This window comes from Marinobacter denitrificans, assembly GCF_008795955.1.
GTDB classification, from domain to species: domain Bacteria; phylum Pseudomonadota; class Gammaproteobacteria; order Pseudomonadales; family Oleiphilaceae; genus Marinobacter; species Marinobacter denitrificans.
Genome location: NZ_VMHN01000008.1, coordinates 64,615 through 80,111, shown reverse-complemented (window position 1 = coordinate 80,111; position 15,497 = coordinate 64,615). Strand labels below are relative to the sequence as shown.

Here is a 15,497-nt window from a genome sequence, read left to right as displayed (position 1 = left end):
GGATAGCAAATAATGGCAACGACGACAGCGATAAAGCCCCGGCCCCGCATCGGCCTCGCACTTGGAGGCGGTGGCCCACTGGGTGGTATATACGAGATCGGGGCGTTGCGTGCGCTTGATGAGGCGCTGGACGGGCTGGATTTCAACGATATCGATGTGTATGTCGGCGTGAATGCCGGGTCTTTTGTGGCTGCCAACCTGGCTAATCAGATGACAACGGCCCAATTATGCCGGATCTTTGTGCGTAACGAGGCTGAAGTCCACCCCTTTCACCCTCAGGTGTTCTATCGCCCCGCATTCCGGGAGCTGGGCAGCCGACTGCTGGCGGTGCCTGGTCTGGTCACCACTGCAGTCCGGCGGTTTATTAATAACCCATACGATCAAAGCTTGCTGGAGGCGATGACAGTCCTCGCTCAGGCAGCGCCGGCGGGGTTGTTTGACAACGAGGGGCTGCATGAATATCTGCAGCGCGCCTTTACCATGCTCGGCCGTACCAATGATTTTCGGCAGCTTCGTCGCAGCTTGTACATTGTGGCTGCGGATGTTGAGAGTACGGAAGCCGTCTGTTTCGGCGCCCCGGGTTTTGATCACGTGCCCATTTCCAGGGCGATCCAGGCCAGCATGTCCTCTCCAGGTATTTATGTTCCGGTGACTATTGACGGGCGCTTCTATGTGGACGGCACCCTGAGAAAAGGCCTGCATGCCTCTGTCGCTTTTGAAGACGGCGCTGATCTGGTCTTTGCGGTGAATCCGCAGGTGCCGATTGACGCCAGCGCAGCGGTGCGGGCCGGCACCATGGCGCCGGGCGAGCTGACCCGCTCCGGCATGCCCAACCTGCTATCCCAGATGTTCCGCACGATGGTCTATTCCCGCATGCAGTCCGGTATTGCCCAGTACGCACGGGATTACCCAGACAAGGACATCCTGTTGTTCGAACCTACCCGGGATGATGCCAAACTGTTTTTCTCGAACGTATTCAGCTTCCAGTCCCGCCGAATGGTGTGTGAGCATGCCTACCAGATGACACGACGTGACCTGTTGAATCGCGCCGATGAGCTCGAGCCCAAGCTGGCAAAGTATGGTATTCGCCTGCGCAGGGATCGCCTGGAAGATGAGCAGCGCACCATCAGCACCAGCCTTTATGGGGAGATGTTGCCGCTCTATGTTGCTAAGGGGCGCAAGAAAAAGGCCCAGAAAGGTCGGCTGGCAACGGGGCTGGATAACGTTACGGAGCTGTTCAGCAAGGCGTTGTAGGGTGTATTGAAGGAATCGGGAAGGCAGGGCGCCGCAATTGGTGCAGCGCCCTGATTGAGCCGGGCCCGGTCAGAGAATATAGCGGCTGAGGTCTTCGTCCTCTGCCAGTTCGCCGAGTTTCTCATCCACAAACTCGGCGGTGACTTCGAAGTTTTCGGTAACCTGATCGCCGGCCTCAAACGACAGACTTTCCAGTAGCCGCTCCAGCACAGTGTGCAAGCGCCGGGCACCGATGTTCTCAGTGGTCTCATTGACCTTGTAAGCGACTTCCGCAATGCGGGCTATAGCGTCTTCCGTGAAGGATAGCTTGACGCCCTCAGTGCCCATCAGTGCTTCGTATTGCTGCACCAGCGAAGCGTCTGGCTCGGTCAGAATGCGCTTGAAGTCTTCCGGGGTCAGCGCCTGCAATTCCACGCGGATTGGCAAGCGACCCTGGAGTTCCGGAATCAGGTCAGACGGCTTGGAGAGGTGGAAAGCACCGGACGCGATGAACAGGATATGATCTGTTCGCACCGCGCCGTACTTGGTACTGACCGTGCTGCCTTCTATCAATGGCAGAAGATCCCTCTGCACACCTTCTCGGGAGACGTCCGACGACGTGTTTTCCGAACGCTTGGCCACCTTGTCAATTTCATCGATGAAGACTATGCCGTTCTGTTCAACGCTCAGAATGGCCTTTTGCTTGATCTCTTCCTCGTTGACCAGCTTGGCGGCCTCCTCATCCCGAACCTGTTTCATGGCGTCTGCCACTTTCATCTTTCGGGTCTTCCGCTTTTCGGAGGACATGCTGGAGAACATGTTCTGCAGCTGGCTGGTCATCTCCTCCATACCGGGAGGAGCCATGATTTCAACGCCAGCCCCGGTGTTACGCAGGTCTACCTCGATTTCCTTGTCATCCAGCTCGCCTTCACGCAGTCTCTTGCGGAACAGCTGGCGAGTAGAGGAATCTTCGACTTTCTGGCTGTCTTCCTTGAAGTCCCGTGGCGGCGGCAGCAGCGCATCGAGGATGCGTTCTTCGGCAGCGTCCATGGCGCGATGTTCGTGGCGCTTCATTTCCTTCTCGCGCAGCATCTTGATCGCCATGTCAGCGAGGTCACGGATAATGGACTCCACATCCCGGCCTACGTAGCCCACTTCGGTAAACTTGGTGGCTTCGACTTTCAGGAAGGGGGCATCTGCCAGTTTTGCCAGCCTGCGGGCAATTTCGGTTTTGCCCACACCGGTGGGGCCAATCATCAGTATGTTCTTTGGTGTGATTTCTTCACGCAGCCCACTTTCCAGCTGCATCCGGCGCCAGCGATTGCGCAGGGCAATGGCGACGGAGCGCTTGGCCTCTTCCTGGCCTACGATGTGTTTGTTGAGCTCGTGGACAATCTCACGGGGGGTCATTGCAGACATGCTAGCTCCGGATCAGTCGTTGGCTGACAGCACTTCAAGGGTGCGATTGTGGTTGGTGTAGATGCAGATGTCGGCCGCAATATCCAGGCCCTTCTCCACAATCTCGCTGGCTTTCAGGTCGGTATTCTCCAGCAGGGCCCGGGCCGAGGCCTGAGCGAACGGTCCGCCGGAGCCAATGGCGATTAGTCCCTGCTCGGGTTCGATAACATCACCATTGCCGGTGATGATCAGTGAGGCGGTCTTGTCGGCAACTGCCAGCAGAGCCTCCAGACGGCGCAGAGCCCGATCCGTTCGCCAGTCCTTTGCCAGTTCCACGGCAGCGCGGGTCAGGTTGCCCTGGTGTTTTTCCAGCTGCGCCTCGAAGCGCTCAAACAGGGTAAAAGCATCCGCAGTGCCGCCTGCGAAACCGGCCAGCACCTGGTCGTGATAGAGTCGGCGAACCTTGCGGGCGTTGCCCTTCATTACGGTATTGCCGAGGGAGACCTGGCCGTCGCCACCCATGGCAACTTCGTTGTCGCGCCTGACGGAAAGTATGGTAGTCATTATGGCTCCACTTGCCTGATAGAAAACGGTATTCAGCAGTTATGGAGGCAGGTGCCTGCTTTTCAAGGGTGGCAGACAAACAGAGGCTCGGAGGGCGGTTCAGCCCTCCTTGGGGATTTTCCGGACCAGTGGCTGGATGTTCAGCTTGACCAGCTTGTCGATAGCGGCATTCATCTGGCTGCGGGAAGTAAAGGGACCCACATTCACTCGATACCATGTGCTGCCGCTATCGAGATCAATGCGTTTGACCTTTGCACCCAGGCCCTGGAAAGCAATCTCCGCACGTTGCCTTTCCGCATCTTTCTGGTTCCGGAAGGAGCCGGTCTGTATCAGATAATCGAAAGTCTGTTGGCTGGGCCCAGGGGTATATTCTTCCACGTCAGGTGGAATGACTTCAGAATCTGGCAGCATGTCGTAGAAGCGGAAGCCCGGCTTTTCTTCGCTGGTGGTTGTTTCCGGCGCCTGCTGCTTAGCCGCCGGTGGCTGGGCCGGCGGCCTTTCAGATGGTTGCTGCTCGGGTGTGGGCAGGGAGTTGAGGTACGCAATAAAACCGATAAACCCGCCAACGGCTGCCAAGGACAATATCCATCGTACGGAGAGGCCCCCGTGCTGTGCCTTTGCGGCTGCCGGGCGCCTTGTGGGCTGTTTCTGTTTTCGCGCCGGTTTTGCCGTTTTTGTCGGTGTTGCCGACTTGCTGGCCGGTCTGGATTTGCGCGCGTAATCTCGGGACATGCCGGGTAATTTCCTGTTGCTTGCCTGGATATTCAGATCGGTGGCACAAAGCCTTATCCGTTACATTTCTTCCGGTGCACTCACCCCGAGCAGGTCAAGGCCATTGGCAATGACCTGTCGGATGGCAAGGTATAGTGTGACCCGTGCATCCCGAACGGACGTATCCTCGATCAATACCTTATGGGCGTTGTAATAGGTGTGGAACTGGCCGGCAAGGTCCCGCAGGTAATGGGTAAGATGATGGGGTTCCCGCAGCCTGGCAGAGCTCTCGATCAGCTCAGGGTATTTGGCCAGCTGATTTGCCAGGTCCTTCTCCTCGTCCAGCGTTAACAGAGACAAGTCCCCAACGCACTCGTTCAGCCCCCGTTCATCCCCTTCCTCTCTCAGTTTTCTCAGTACGCTGCAGATCCGTGCGTGAGCATACTGAATATAATAGACGGGGTTTTCATTGGTCTGCGAGCGGGCCAGGTCGATATCGAAGGTCAACTGGGAATCGACCCGGCGTGCCGCCAGGAAAAAGCGGGTCGCGTCACGACCCACTTCATCAATCAGGTCGCGGACGGTGACGTAACTGCCGGCCCGCTTGGAAATTTTCACTTCCTGGCCAGAACGGGTCACCATCACCATCTGATGCAGAACGTAGTCCGGCCAGCCCTGAGGGATGCCGGCGTTCAGTGCCTGAAGACCGGCACGAACCCGGGTGACGGTGGAGTGGTGGTCTGCACCTTGTTCATTGATGACGGTGGTGAACCCCCGCTGCCACTTGTCCAGATGATAGGCGACATCGGGCAAGAAGTAGGTGTAGCCGCCGTCTTTCTTGCGCATCACGCGGTCTTTGTCGTCACCGAACTCGGTGGTTTTCAGCCACATCGCACCTTCGTGCTCGTAGGTGTAGCCGTTTTTCTGCAGGCGTTCTACGGTCTGTTCCACCTTGCCATCCTCATAAAGGGATGACTCCAGGAAATATACATCGAATTCCACGCCAAAGGCTTTCAGGTCCAGGTCCTGCTCGCGGCGCAGATAAGCAACGGCAAAGTTACGGATGGCTTGCTGATCTTCAGGGTCGGCCTTGCCGGTCACTTCGCGGTCGTCGGCGGTGACGGTTTCGCCGGCCATGTAGGCGTTGGCAACGTCCGTGATGTACGCGCCACGGTAGCCGTCGGCGGGCCAGTTTTCGTCTTCCGGTGTCAGTCCTTTCACTCGCGACTGAACGGACAGCGCCAGGTTATTGATTTGGGCACCGGCGTCGTTGTAGTAAAATTCCCGGGTAACGTCGTAACCATTGGCTTCCAGCAGCCTGCTCAGGCAGTCACCAATGGCAGCGCCACGGCCATGGCCTACGTGGAGGGGGCCGGTGGGGTTAGCAGACACAAATTCCACCTGGACCTTTTCGCCTTTGCCGTAGTTATTGCGGCCGTAGTGCTCGGCTTGGTCAAGAATATTGTTGACCACTCCAAAAGCGCTGGCTGTACTCATGAAAAAGTTGATAAATCCTGGCCCGGCAATCTCCACTTTCTCTACCGCTGTGCTTTCCGGAAGCCGTTCAACCAGTGCTTCTGCCAGCTTTCGCGGTGGGCAGCCAGCCGCCTTTGATGCTACCAGGGCAATGTTGCAGGCGTAGTCACCATGGGATTTATCCTTGGTGTTGCCTACCTGTGGCGTGAACGTCTGGTCGGCGGGCAGGGTGCCTTCTGATTGAAGGGTTGCCAGTGCAGACTGGAGCAGGTCGGATACGGTCTCTTTCATGCTGGCGGATGACTCGGGTTACAAGAGAATTGGAGAACGGCGGCACGCTGCCTGCCGGAGAATCGAAGGGCGCTATTATCGCGGAAAGTGTACCTGTAAGCAAAACAGCAAGTCGGGTTGAAATGGGCTATCCGGTCTCTTGCGGATCGACATCGATCATCCATTTCAGTCCCGCTGGATGTTTGCTCTGATCCAAAACTTCGCAAATACGGGTGACCTGGCGGCCCAAGTACCTGCGATTGCTGCAGAGCAGCACCAGCTGTGCCCTGTGTCGATCAGCCCGGCGTGCGATCAGTGCGGGTAGGGGGCCCCAGATCTCAACCTTGCTGGAGAGCGCTTGTAGTTTGATGGTGTCAAGAAGCTGAAGGCTATTCTGCATTGTTTGTGACTCTGCCCTGAAAATGGCCATGGCTCGGTAGGGTGGCAGTTGCCCTGATTCCCGCTCTGCGAGCATTTTGTCAGCTACCGGGAGGTAGTAGCCCTCCGCCAATGAGCGGAGCAGTGGATGGTCACTGTGGCACGTCTGTATCAGCACTTCGCCGGGTTTTTCTCCCCGGCCTGCTCGCCCGCTGACCTGGAGAAGCGTCTGGATTAATTGTTCAGGCGCGCGAAAGTCGACACTGAATAACCCGCCGTCGGCGTTGACCACAACCACTAGTGTAACGTTTGGAAAATCATGTCCTTTGGCCAGCATTTGTGTCCCCACCAGGACGCAGGGCTGGCCGCCGTTCACTTTCCTGAGAATGCTCTGGATGCTACCTTTGCGCTGGGTGCTGTCCCGATCTACCCGTACCACCGGTGTATCGGGGAACTGCGCAGCCAGAATGTCTTCAGCGCGCTCGGTGCCCTGACCCACCGGTTTAAAAGCATCGCTGTCACACTTTGGACAACGGTCGGTGGCTGCGGTCTGGAAATCACAGTGGTGGCAGCGCATGGCGCGATCGCGGCGGTGATAGGTAAGTCGTGTGTCGCACCGGGGGCACTCGATCATGTGGCCGCAGTCGAAGCACATCATTACCGGGGCGAATCCTCTACGGTTCACGAAGACCAGCGCTTGCTGGCCTTCCTGCAGGCACTTTTCGATAGCCTGCAGGGCGGGGCGTGAAAGTCCGCCCTCAAGCGGGCGGCTGCGAATGTCCAGTAGCTTGATATGTGGTGGTCTGGCGTTGCCTGCCCTCTCTTCCAGTTTGATCAGAGAATACTTCCCCATAAGCGCGTTATGGTATGACTCCATGGAGGGCGTGGCGGAGCCGAGAATAACGGGGCACTTATTGAGGTGAGCGCGATACACTGCTGTATCCCGCCCGGAATAACGAAACCCCTCTCCCTGCTTGTAGGAGCTGTCATGCTCTTCGTCCACGATGATGGTTTTCAGACCGGTGAAGGGCAGTAAGACCGCAGAGCGGGTTCCGATCAATATAACCGGTTCTCCTCGGCGGACCTTGAGCCATGTGGACAGCCGTTCACCATCATTCAGGGCCGAGTGCCACACCACAATGCGTGACCCGAAGTAATGCTGAAAGCGCGCAACAGTTTGTGGTGTCAGGTTGATTTCCGGAACCAGCACCAATGCCTGGTCGCTGTTGCCCAGATGGTGTTTGAGGTAATAAAGGTACAGCTCGGTTTTGCCGCTACCGGTGATGCCAAATAGCAGGGATACCGCAAAGCCGTTTTCGGGTATGGGAAGTTGGGTGGCGGCATCAAGCTGGGCCTGAGAAAGCTCTGGTATGCGGCTGCGGATTTCCTCGGGCACACCGGCGGGATCTGGCGGTGATATCTCGCGAAGCAGTTCCTTCTCCTGAAGGCTCTTGATTTGTGATTGGGTGAAGCCGGCGTGAACTATCTGTTTGCTGCTGGTGCTTCCTGTCTGACGCTGTAGCCAGGTCAGAAGTTCTCGCTGTCGTGTTGCGTTGCCAGTCAGGACGCTCGGGTCACCGACGGCCTGCCAGTAGGTCTCTTGTTTTTCTGCAGCAGGTCGTCCACGCCGAAGAGCCGGAGGCAACGCGGTAAAAAGGCATTCGCCCAGCGGATGCTGATAGTAATCCGCCGCCCAGCTCAAGAGTTGGAACGTTTCCTTCGGTAGTGCTGGCCATTCTTCGCAGGCCGACTTCACGGGTTTAAGGGTAATGCCCGCTGGTGGCTGCACATCTGTATCGGCGACCAGGCCGGTGGCAGACTGCCGCCCAAAGGGCACCGTCACGCGCTGACCCTTTTGCAGAGTTAGGTGGTCCGGGACCAGATAGTCGAACAGCCGCCGGAGGGGGCGGTTCAATGCTATGCGCGCGGTTCGGGGCACATGAGGCTCCATGGGAGTGATAAGACGGTCCGGGACTTGCCTGATGCCACAATTGCAAGTAAGATTCGCGGTCTGTTTCCGGCAGGGCATGATTGTGCCCCGTCTTGTCAATTGATTCAAACGTGCGGTGCCTGGCACCTGGAGCGATTTAAGCTCCCGTGATCAGGTAGCGGCACGACCCGACAGAGGTTCGCCATGAAAGAAGGTATTCACCCCAAGTACGAAGAGATTAACGTTACCTGTTCCTGCGGTAATGTCTTCAAGACCCGCTCTACATTCACTCAGGATCTGCAACTGGATGTGTGTTCCCAGTGCCACCCATTCTACACTGGCAAGCAGAAAGTGATGGATACCGGCGGCCGCATTGATCGCTTCCAGAAGCGTTTCGGTGGTCGTATCGGTGGTAAGAAAGACTGATACAGCTTCTGAAAGTCTAAAGAAAGCGCCTTTCGAGGCGCTTTTTTTGTATCTACCGTTTGTCCCTACGGGCGCCATTTTATGGGTATGTACGCAAAATGGCTTATTGACTGGTCACGAAATGGTCAGTGGGGCCTTGTCTGATGCTGACCTTCACGCCATAATGTCGCGCTCCGCTGGGCTAGCCCCGGTGGCTTTTACCTCTTAAACGTGACAAACGGAACAGTGGCAATGTCTCAAGATCTGAAAGAAGCAGCCCTTGAATATCACGCCAAGCCGCGGCCTGGTAAGCTGAGTGTTGAAATCACCAAGCCCACCAAGACCTCCCGCGACCTTTCTCTGGCGTACAGCCCCGGGGTTGCCGAGCCGGTCCGCGAGATCGCTAAGGACCCAGAGAACGCGTACAAATATACCGCCAAGGGGAATCTGGTGGCCGTTATTTCCGACGGCTCCGCGATTCTTGGTCTGGGTAACCTGGGTCCTCTGGCGAGTAAGCCGGTAATGGAAGGCAAGGGCGTACTGTTCAAGCGCTTTGCCGGCATTGACGTGTTTGATATTGAAGTCAATTCCGAGAGCCCCCAGGCCTTTATCGAAACGGTTGAGCGTATTGCCGATACCTTCGGTGGCATCAATCTGGAAGACATCAAGGCACCAGAGTGCTTTGAAATCGAGCGGGCCCTCATCGAAAAATGCAGTGTCCCCATCTTCCACGATGATCAGCACGGTACCGCTATTGTAACGGCCGCGGGCATGATCAACGCACTTGAACTTCAGGGTAAGAAGATTGAAGAGGCTAAAGTTGTGTGCCTTGGCGCTGGTGCAGCGGCCATCGCCTGTATGAAGCTTCTTATCAGCTGCGGTGTTCGCTCAGAGAACATCTATATGCTCGATCGCAAGGGCGTCATTCACTCTGGCCGTGACGACCTGAATCAGTACAAGGCGATGTTCGCCAACGAGACCGACAAGCGCACGCTTGATGATGCGATGGACGGTGCGGACGTATTCCTTGGGCTGTCTGGTCCGGACCTGCTGAGTGCCGATCAGCTCAAGCTGATGGCGCCGAATCCGATCGTGTTTGCCTGCTCCAACCCGGATCCGGAGATCGCACCTGAGGTGGCACTGGCCACTCGAGATGACCTGATCATGGCAACCGGCCGGTCTGACTACCCAAATCAGGTAAATAACGTTCTGGGCTTCCCATTTATCTTCCGGGGGGCGCTGGATGTGCGGGCCACTGCGATCAACGAAGAAATGAAAGTGGCGGCCGTTCACGCGATTCGCGAACTGGCCAAGGAGCCGGTTCCGCAGGAAATCTGCGAAGCCTATGACGTTGCCAGCTTCGAGTTCGGTCGGGAATACATCATTCCCAAGCCGATGGATGTGCGTCTGCTGGAGGTTGTTCCTGCTGCGGTTGCACGCGCAGCGGTCGACTCAGGAGTTGCCCGTAACGGCTACCCGGCTCACTACCCGCTGAAGTCTATGGACGATATTATCTGATCTGTCGTTCCAGATTATCGGTGAATTAAAAAAACCGGCGGGGTGAAAACCGCCGGTTTTTTTGTGGTGAGAGGCTACTACCTGCCTAGCAGGTCAGAATATCTGTCTGGACAGGCCTCCATCGTCACCGTTCTCACTGCCACCTGAAGATTCGTCCTGAGGGTCGAGTGGGGGTGGGGCATCTTCTTCCTTGAACAGCTCAAACGTTGCGCCTTCCTGGCCGGGGCGTGCGCGCTTGCCGGTTTCCGGGTCGATGCGGATGTTGACAATCCCGTTGGGTCTGGGCATCAGCGAGGGGGGCTCGCCTGCAAGAGCAACCTTCATGTAATCAAGCCAGACTGGCAGGGCGGTGCTGGCACCAAATTCGCGCCGGCCCAGTGGCTGGGGCTGGTCGAAGCCAACCCACACCGTAGTAGCAATGTCGTGATTGAAGCCGCCAAACCAGGTGTCGCGCTGTTCGTTGGTGGTGCCGGTCTTGCCGCCGATGTCTTCTCTTCCCAGTGCCAGCGCCCGTCTGCCGGTCCCCAGCCTGATAACATCTTGCATCATTGAATGGAGGATATACACCGAGCGCTCATCCGCAAGTCTTCGTGCAACGCGAGCATTGCGATCTTCTGTATCAATCTCTTTCTGCTCCTCCTGGCAATTGTCGTCGCAAAGAATGACCTCTGGCGCTTCGAAAATATCGTCGCCAGTAACATCGGAGATAGAGCTGACGATATAGGGTTCGACGTCATAACCGCCATTGGCGATAACTGCAAAGCCCCGCGCGAGATCCATCGGGGTCAGCAGCCCGCTTCCGAGAGACAGGGACAGGTCTTTCTGCATGTCGGCAGTGGGTATCTCCAGTTGGTCCAGGTAATCGATCGTGTTCTGTATGCCGAGATCCCTCAGAAGGCGCACGGAAACCAGGTTCCGGGAACGGTACAGGGCCTCTCTCAGCCGGGTGGGGCCGTAAAACTGCCCGGAGGAATTCTGCGGACGCCAAGCTGTTCCCAGCTCGGAGTCGTCAAACACAATGGGGGCGTCATTATAGATCGTTGCCGGGGTCATTCCCCGCTCAAGGGCGCTGAGATAAAGAAACGGCTTGAAGGTAGAGCCCGGCTGTCTTTTTGCCTGCGTTGCCCGGTTATACTTGTTCTGGCTGAAGCTGTAGCCGCCGGCAAGGGCTTCGATGGCTCCTGTTTGCGCATCCAGTGATATCAGCGCTCCTTGAACCCTGGGAACCTGAGACAGGGCAACCCGCCTGACATCAGGTATCTCTGCGACGGGTTGGTCGCTGTCTTTGCCGGAGCCTTCTTCGGCGCTGTCGGCCGGTTCGGGTGTCATGATTACCATGGGCTTCACATAGACGATATCGCCTGGTGAGACCACGTCAGAGGGTTTCTCGGGTTCCGGCCCGGTGAGGTTTTCGGTCTTGTACCGCTTGGCCCACGTCATGGTGTTGAATGCCATGACCGATGTGCCCAGCCTGCGGGCGTGGAGGTCAACCTCGCTGTCTTCGTCTCTTACTTTGGTGACCACAGCCGGAACCAGTTCCGCTACGCCGGGGTAGTTAGCCATCAGGTTGTCGAGGTTATCCGGGGCCAGTTCGTCTTCGCCAACCTGACCAATCGGCCCGCGAAAGCCGTGGCGCTGGTCGTACGCTTCAAGACCTCTCCGCAGAGCGAGGGTGGCTTCATGCTGTTTCTCGCTATCCACGGTCAGTTGTACCGTGTAGCCATCGGTATAGGCTGCGTCTCCGAACCGTCTGACCATGTCTGCGCGCGCCATCTCGGCCACATAGTCTGCATCCACCTCTGTGGAAGCCGCGTTGAAGGTTGCGGTCAGCGGGGCGTTGGAGGCGAGCTCATAGGCATCCTGCGTAATGTATTCCAGATCCCGCATGCGGCCCAGAATCCAGTTCCTGCGAGCTTCCGCGCGGCTTGGATTGGCGAGGGGGTTGTAAGCTGACGGTGCCTTGGGCAATCCTGCCAGCATGGCCATCTCTGCGAGCGAAAGTTCGGTCACTGGCTTGTCGTAGTACACCTGGGCAGCGGCTGCAATTCCATAGGCGCGATTGCCGAGGTAAATCTTGTTAAGATAGAGCTCGAGGATGCGGTTTTTATCCAGTTCACGCTCAATCTGAAGAGCCAGAAGTATCTCGTTGAACTTGCGAATAAACGTCCGGTCGCGTGACAAAAAGTAATTTTTTGCAACCTGCATTGTGATGGTACTGCCCCCAGACTGGATCTCTCCGGTGGAGACCAGTTCGATTGCAGCCCGCATCAGGCCTTTGAAGTCGACCCCAAAGTGCTCGTAAAAACGGGCGTCTTCAGCCGCCAGGAAGGCATGTAACTGAATTGTAGGGATCTGTTCGATTGTGATAGGTGCCCTTCTCTTTTCACCGAATTCTGCTATTAATTTGTCGTCTGCGCTGTACACCCTCAGAGGGGTTTGCAGCTTGATGTCCAGGAGCTGTTCAACAGGAGGTAGCCCCGGGCGAAGATAAAGGTAAAATCCTGACGCCACGATTGTGGCGAGACTGAAACCGGTGAGAAAAAGCCATGCAAACAGGCGAGATGTACGTAACAAGTGAGACATTTTTTTCTGACAACTGTTGGATATAGGTCTATCATTTGAGAAATTGCTTTAGGAAGGGCGAGCCACTTCCCGGGTACAATGTTTCCCAATTAAAGAAGAACGAGCATTGTAGACGGAAAACTGAAGAAATTCTCTTAAATAAAAAACACATATGAAAGAGCTCCGTCTGGAGCTTTCATAACCCGGTGCATGTAACCAGGTATAGGGTGAGCGCGTGTTCGGATTGTTCGGAAAGAAGTCCAGTGCTGTCTTGGGTGTGGACATAAGCTCCAGCTCGGTGAAGCTTCTGGAATTATCAAAGCAGGGCGACCGCTATAAGGTCGAGAGCTACGCAGTAGAGCCGTTACCGGCAAATGCTGTCGTAGAAAAAAACATCACGGATGTCGAGGCGGTCGGGGAGGTATTGAAGCGCGTCGCATCCAAGTCCCGCACAGGCGTCAAGCAGGTAGCTGTGGCTGTTTCCGGTTCCGCCGTTATTACCAAGCTGATCCAGATGGACGGTGGTCTTAACGAGTTCGAGATGGAAGACCAGATCACGCTCGAGGCGGACCAGTACATCCCGTATCCACTGGATGAAGTGGCTATCGACTTCGAGGTGCAGGGCCCATCTGAAACCAATCCCGATCAGGTCGACGTTCTCCTTGCAGCATGCAGGAAGGAGAACGTTGATATTCGCGAAGACGCTCTCGAGATTGCCTCGCTGACGACCAAAATTGTGGATGTCGAAGCCTACGCCCTCGAGCGGGCCTACTCACTTATCGAGCCCCAGCTTGACTCCCAGGGCGAGGAGCTTGTGGTTGCGATTGTGGATGTGGGTGCAACCATGACAACGCTCAGTGTGCTGGCGGAAGGTAAAACCGTTTACACCCGCGAGCAGATTTTCGGTGGCAAACAGCTTACCGAGGAAATCCAGCGTCGCTATGGGTTGTCTCTGGAAGAGGCCGGCCTTGCCAAGAAACAGGGTGGCTTGCCGGACGATTACGACTCCGAAGTGCTGACGCCGTTCCGTGAAGCAGTCGTTCAGCAAGTTGCCCGTGCACTCCAGTTCTTCTTCGGCGCAAGTCAGTACAATGCGGTTGACTACGTGGTCCTGGCAGGCGGCACGGCATCAATCCAGGGGCTCACAGAAATGGTTGAGGAAAAAACAGGCACGCCAACGCTGGTCGCAAATCCATTTGCAGACATGGCGGTTGGCTCCCGGGTGAATGCATCCTCGCTGAGCAACGATGCCCCTTCACTCATGATTGCCTGCGGGCTGGCAATGAGGAGCTTTGACTGATGGCAAAGATTAACCTCAGGCCCTGGCGCGAAGAACTCCGGGCAGAAAAGCAGAAGCAGTTCGTGGTCATGATTCTGGGCGCCGCCATTATTGCTGGCGGCTTGGTGTTCCTCTGGAAGACAGATATGGACAATCGTATCGCTTATCAGGAATCCAGAAACGCCTACATCGAAACTGCAACCAGACAACTCGACAAACAGATCAAGGAAATCGAGGATCTCAAGCGCAAGCGCGACGAGCTGCTCTCCCGCATGCAGGTGATCCAGGACCTCCAGGGCAAGCGCCCCGTCATTGTGCGGGTGTTTGATGAGCTGGTTCGCACACTTCCGGATGGGCTTTACTACACCAGTCTGAAGAAAACCGGCGAACGTGTGGACATTGTCGGTATGTCGGAATCCAACAGCCGCATATCGTCACTTATGAGGCGTTTTGAAGGGTCTGACTGGTTCAATGATCCGAATCTTTCGAACGTCGCAACCGCCGATAATACCCGTGCTGGTTATAGCCAGTTCAACCTGTCGGTTCAACAACAAACACCAGAGCCCGAAGGGGAGGACAAGTAATGAGCCTCGCGGACTCACTTAAAAGCCTCAATGAATTTGATATCAATGACCTTGATGTCAATAACGCCGGCATATGGCCTGCGCCAATCAAGGCTATCGTCGTGCTGATTATTTTTGGCCTGATTCTCGGTGGTGGCTACTGGTTCTTCATCAAGGACCAATATGCCCAGCTGGAGCGTGTCGAAAATACCGAGCAGGAACTGCGCAAGCGATACGAAGACAAAGCCTATCAGGTGGCCAACCTGGAAGTTTTCAAGGCCCAGATGGAAGAGATGGAAGAGACCTTCGGTGCACTGGTGAGACAGCTTCCCAGTGAAACGGAGGTGCCGGGCCTCCTTGAAGACATCACCAATACAGCATTGGGAAGTGGTCTTGCTCTGGAGGAGGTCAAGTTGCAGGGAGAGCAGCAACGGGATTTCTACGCCGAGCTTCCGATCAATATCCGGGTAACTGGCACCTATCATGAGTTGGCGAGTTTCGTAAGCAGCGTAGCCAGCCTGCCTCGTATTGTGACATTGCACGATTTAACCATAGAACCAACTGGCGGTGATGGAGAACAGCTGAACATGCAGGTTCTTGCACGTACCTACCGCTACCGGGCTGGAGAATGAGCATGACGAAACAGCATGCGGCAAAGGCCTGGATGGGTATTTGTCTGGTATCTTTTCTGACAGCGTGTTCCCAGGGAAATGGCTTTTCTGATCTGGACAAGTTCATGGCAGACACGCGGGCCAAGCCTCGCGGCCACGTAGAGCCGTTGCCGGAATTCAAGGCGTATGAGGCTTTCAGTTATTCAGCTGCGGATCGAAGGGCACCCTTCGAGCCGCCGATGGACGTTCAGCTCACCATGGTGGACCAGGAACCCGAGAGCGACATTGAACCGGATCTGGATCGACCGAGAGAGGTTCTTGAGAACTTTGATCTGAAGGCGCTCAGTATGGTGGGAACCCTGAGCGACACCTCCGGAAGCCTGTTTGCGCTCGTCAGAGATGATGCAGGTGGTATCCACAGGGTGCGTACAGGTAATTACATGGGGCGGAACTATGGTCGGATTATCGGCGTTAATGAAACCCGGGTAGAACTGATTGAGATCGTTCCCAATGGCCGGGGCGGATGGGTCGAGCGTCCGCGCTCGCTGTCGCTGGATGAGAATGAAGGCTAAGGGAGCGGCAATATGACTATTCAAAGA

At 56.2% G+C, this 15,497-nt stretch carries 13 protein-coding genes; 7 read left to right on the top strand and 6 right to left on the bottom strand.

Features of this window, described 5'->3' with window-relative positions:
• The first annotated feature begins 12 nt into the window (after window positions 1-12).
• The gene (locus FO268_RS18100) at window positions 13-1,254 is read left to right on the top strand and encodes a patatin-like phospholipase family protein (protein WP_150994640.1); all 1,242 of its coding nucleotides are present in this window, start codon (window positions 13-15) and stop codon (window positions 1,252-1,254) included.
• A 69-nt stretch (window positions 1,255-1,323) separates the two neighbouring features.
• Here the strand turns inward: FO268_RS18100 and hslU are convergent, their stop codons facing one another.
• The 5 genes from hslU to FO268_RS18075 all read right to left on the bottom strand — a co-directional run bounded on the left by hslU (window position 1,324) and on the right by FO268_RS18075 (window position 7,981).
• The gene (gene hslU / locus FO268_RS18095; RefSeq protein ID WP_150994639.1) at window positions 1,324-2,652 is read right to left on the bottom strand and encodes an ATP-dependent protease ATPase subunit HslU; all 1,329 of its coding nucleotides are present in this window, start codon (window positions 2,650-2,652) and stop codon (window positions 1,324-1,326) included.
• A 12-nt stretch (window positions 2,653-2,664) separates the two neighbouring features.
• Complete coding sequence (gene hslV, locus FO268_RS18090; RefSeq protein WP_150994638.1) at window positions 2,665-3,195, bottom strand: ATP-dependent protease subunit HslV; 531 nt, start codon at window positions 3,193-3,195, stop codon at window positions 2,665-2,667.
• 99 nt (window positions 3,196-3,294) lie between these two features.
• Window positions 3,295-3,927 (bottom strand): SPOR domain-containing protein, encoded by a 633-nt coding sequence (locus FO268_RS18085; RefSeq protein ID WP_150994637.1) that lies wholly within the window; start codon window positions 3,925-3,927, stop codon window positions 3,295-3,297.
• 60 nt (window positions 3,928-3,987) lie between these two features.
• Entirely contained in the window at window positions 3,988-5,673 is a 1,686-nt protein-coding gene (gene argS / locus FO268_RS18080; RefSeq protein WP_150994636.1) for an arginine--tRNA ligase, read from the bottom strand.
• A gap of 127 nt (window positions 5,674-5,800) precedes the next feature.
• Window positions 5,801-7,981, bottom strand: coding sequence for a primosomal protein N' (locus FO268_RS18075; RefSeq protein ID WP_150994635.1), 2,181 nt, complete (start codon window positions 7,979-7,981; stop codon window positions 5,801-5,803).
• A gap of 183 nt (window positions 7,982-8,164) precedes the next feature.
• On the opposite strand from FO268_RS18075, the gene rpmE reads away from it, so the two are divergent.
• Window positions 8,165-8,386 carry a 50S ribosomal protein L31 gene (rpmE, locus tag FO268_RS18070; protein ID WP_150994634.1) on the top strand — a complete coding sequence of 74 codons (222 nt, stop codon included), beginning with the start codon at window positions 8,165-8,167 and terminating at the stop codon, window positions 8,384-8,386.
• Between the two features lie 231 nt (window positions 8,387-8,617).
• A complete protein-coding gene (locus FO268_RS18065) occupies window positions 8,618-9,883 on the top strand; it encodes a malic enzyme-like NAD(P)-binding protein (protein ID WP_150994633.1) in 1,266 nt (421 codons plus the stop codon).
• Window positions 9,884-9,976: 93 nt separating this feature from the next.
• On the opposite strand, the gene FO268_RS18060 is transcribed toward FO268_RS18065, so the two are convergent.
• Window positions 9,977-12,466, bottom strand: coding sequence for a penicillin-binding protein 1A (locus FO268_RS18060; RefSeq protein ID WP_150994632.1), 2,490 nt, complete (start codon window positions 12,464-12,466; stop codon window positions 9,977-9,979).
• Between the two features lie 214 nt (window positions 12,467-12,680).
• Here FO268_RS18060 and FO268_RS18055 point away from each other — a divergent pair, with 214 nt between their 5' ends.
• Genes FO268_RS18055 through FO268_RS18040 form a run of 4 tightly spaced genes read left to right on the top strand, consistent with a single transcriptional unit; the run spans window position 12,681 to window position 15,470 of the window.
• Window positions 12,681-13,745: a pilus assembly protein PilM gene (locus FO268_RS18055; protein ID WP_150994631.1), complete on the top strand. Its 1,065-nt coding sequence runs from the start codon at window positions 12,681-12,683 to the stop codon at window positions 13,743-13,745.
• Window positions 13,745-14,308, top strand: coding sequence for a PilN domain-containing protein (locus tag FO268_RS18050; protein WP_150994630.1), 564 nt, complete (start codon window positions 13,745-13,747; stop codon window positions 14,306-14,308). The genes FO268_RS18055 and FO268_RS18050 overlap by 1 nt, the downstream gene beginning before the upstream one ends.
• Window positions 14,308-14,919 carry a type IV pilus inner membrane component PilO gene (gene pilO / locus FO268_RS18045; RefSeq protein WP_150994629.1) on the top strand — a complete coding sequence of 204 codons (612 nt, stop codon included), beginning with the start codon at window positions 14,308-14,310 and terminating at the stop codon, window positions 14,917-14,919. Before FO268_RS18050 ends, pilO begins: the two co-directional genes overlap by 1 nt.
• 2 nt (window positions 14,920-14,921) lie before the next feature.
• Window positions 14,922-15,470 carry a pilus assembly protein PilP gene (locus tag FO268_RS18040; protein WP_150994628.1) on the top strand — a complete coding sequence of 183 codons (549 nt, stop codon included), beginning with the start codon at window positions 14,922-14,924 and terminating at the stop codon, window positions 15,468-15,470.
• The last annotated feature ends 27 nt before the right edge of the window (window positions 15,471-15,497 follow it).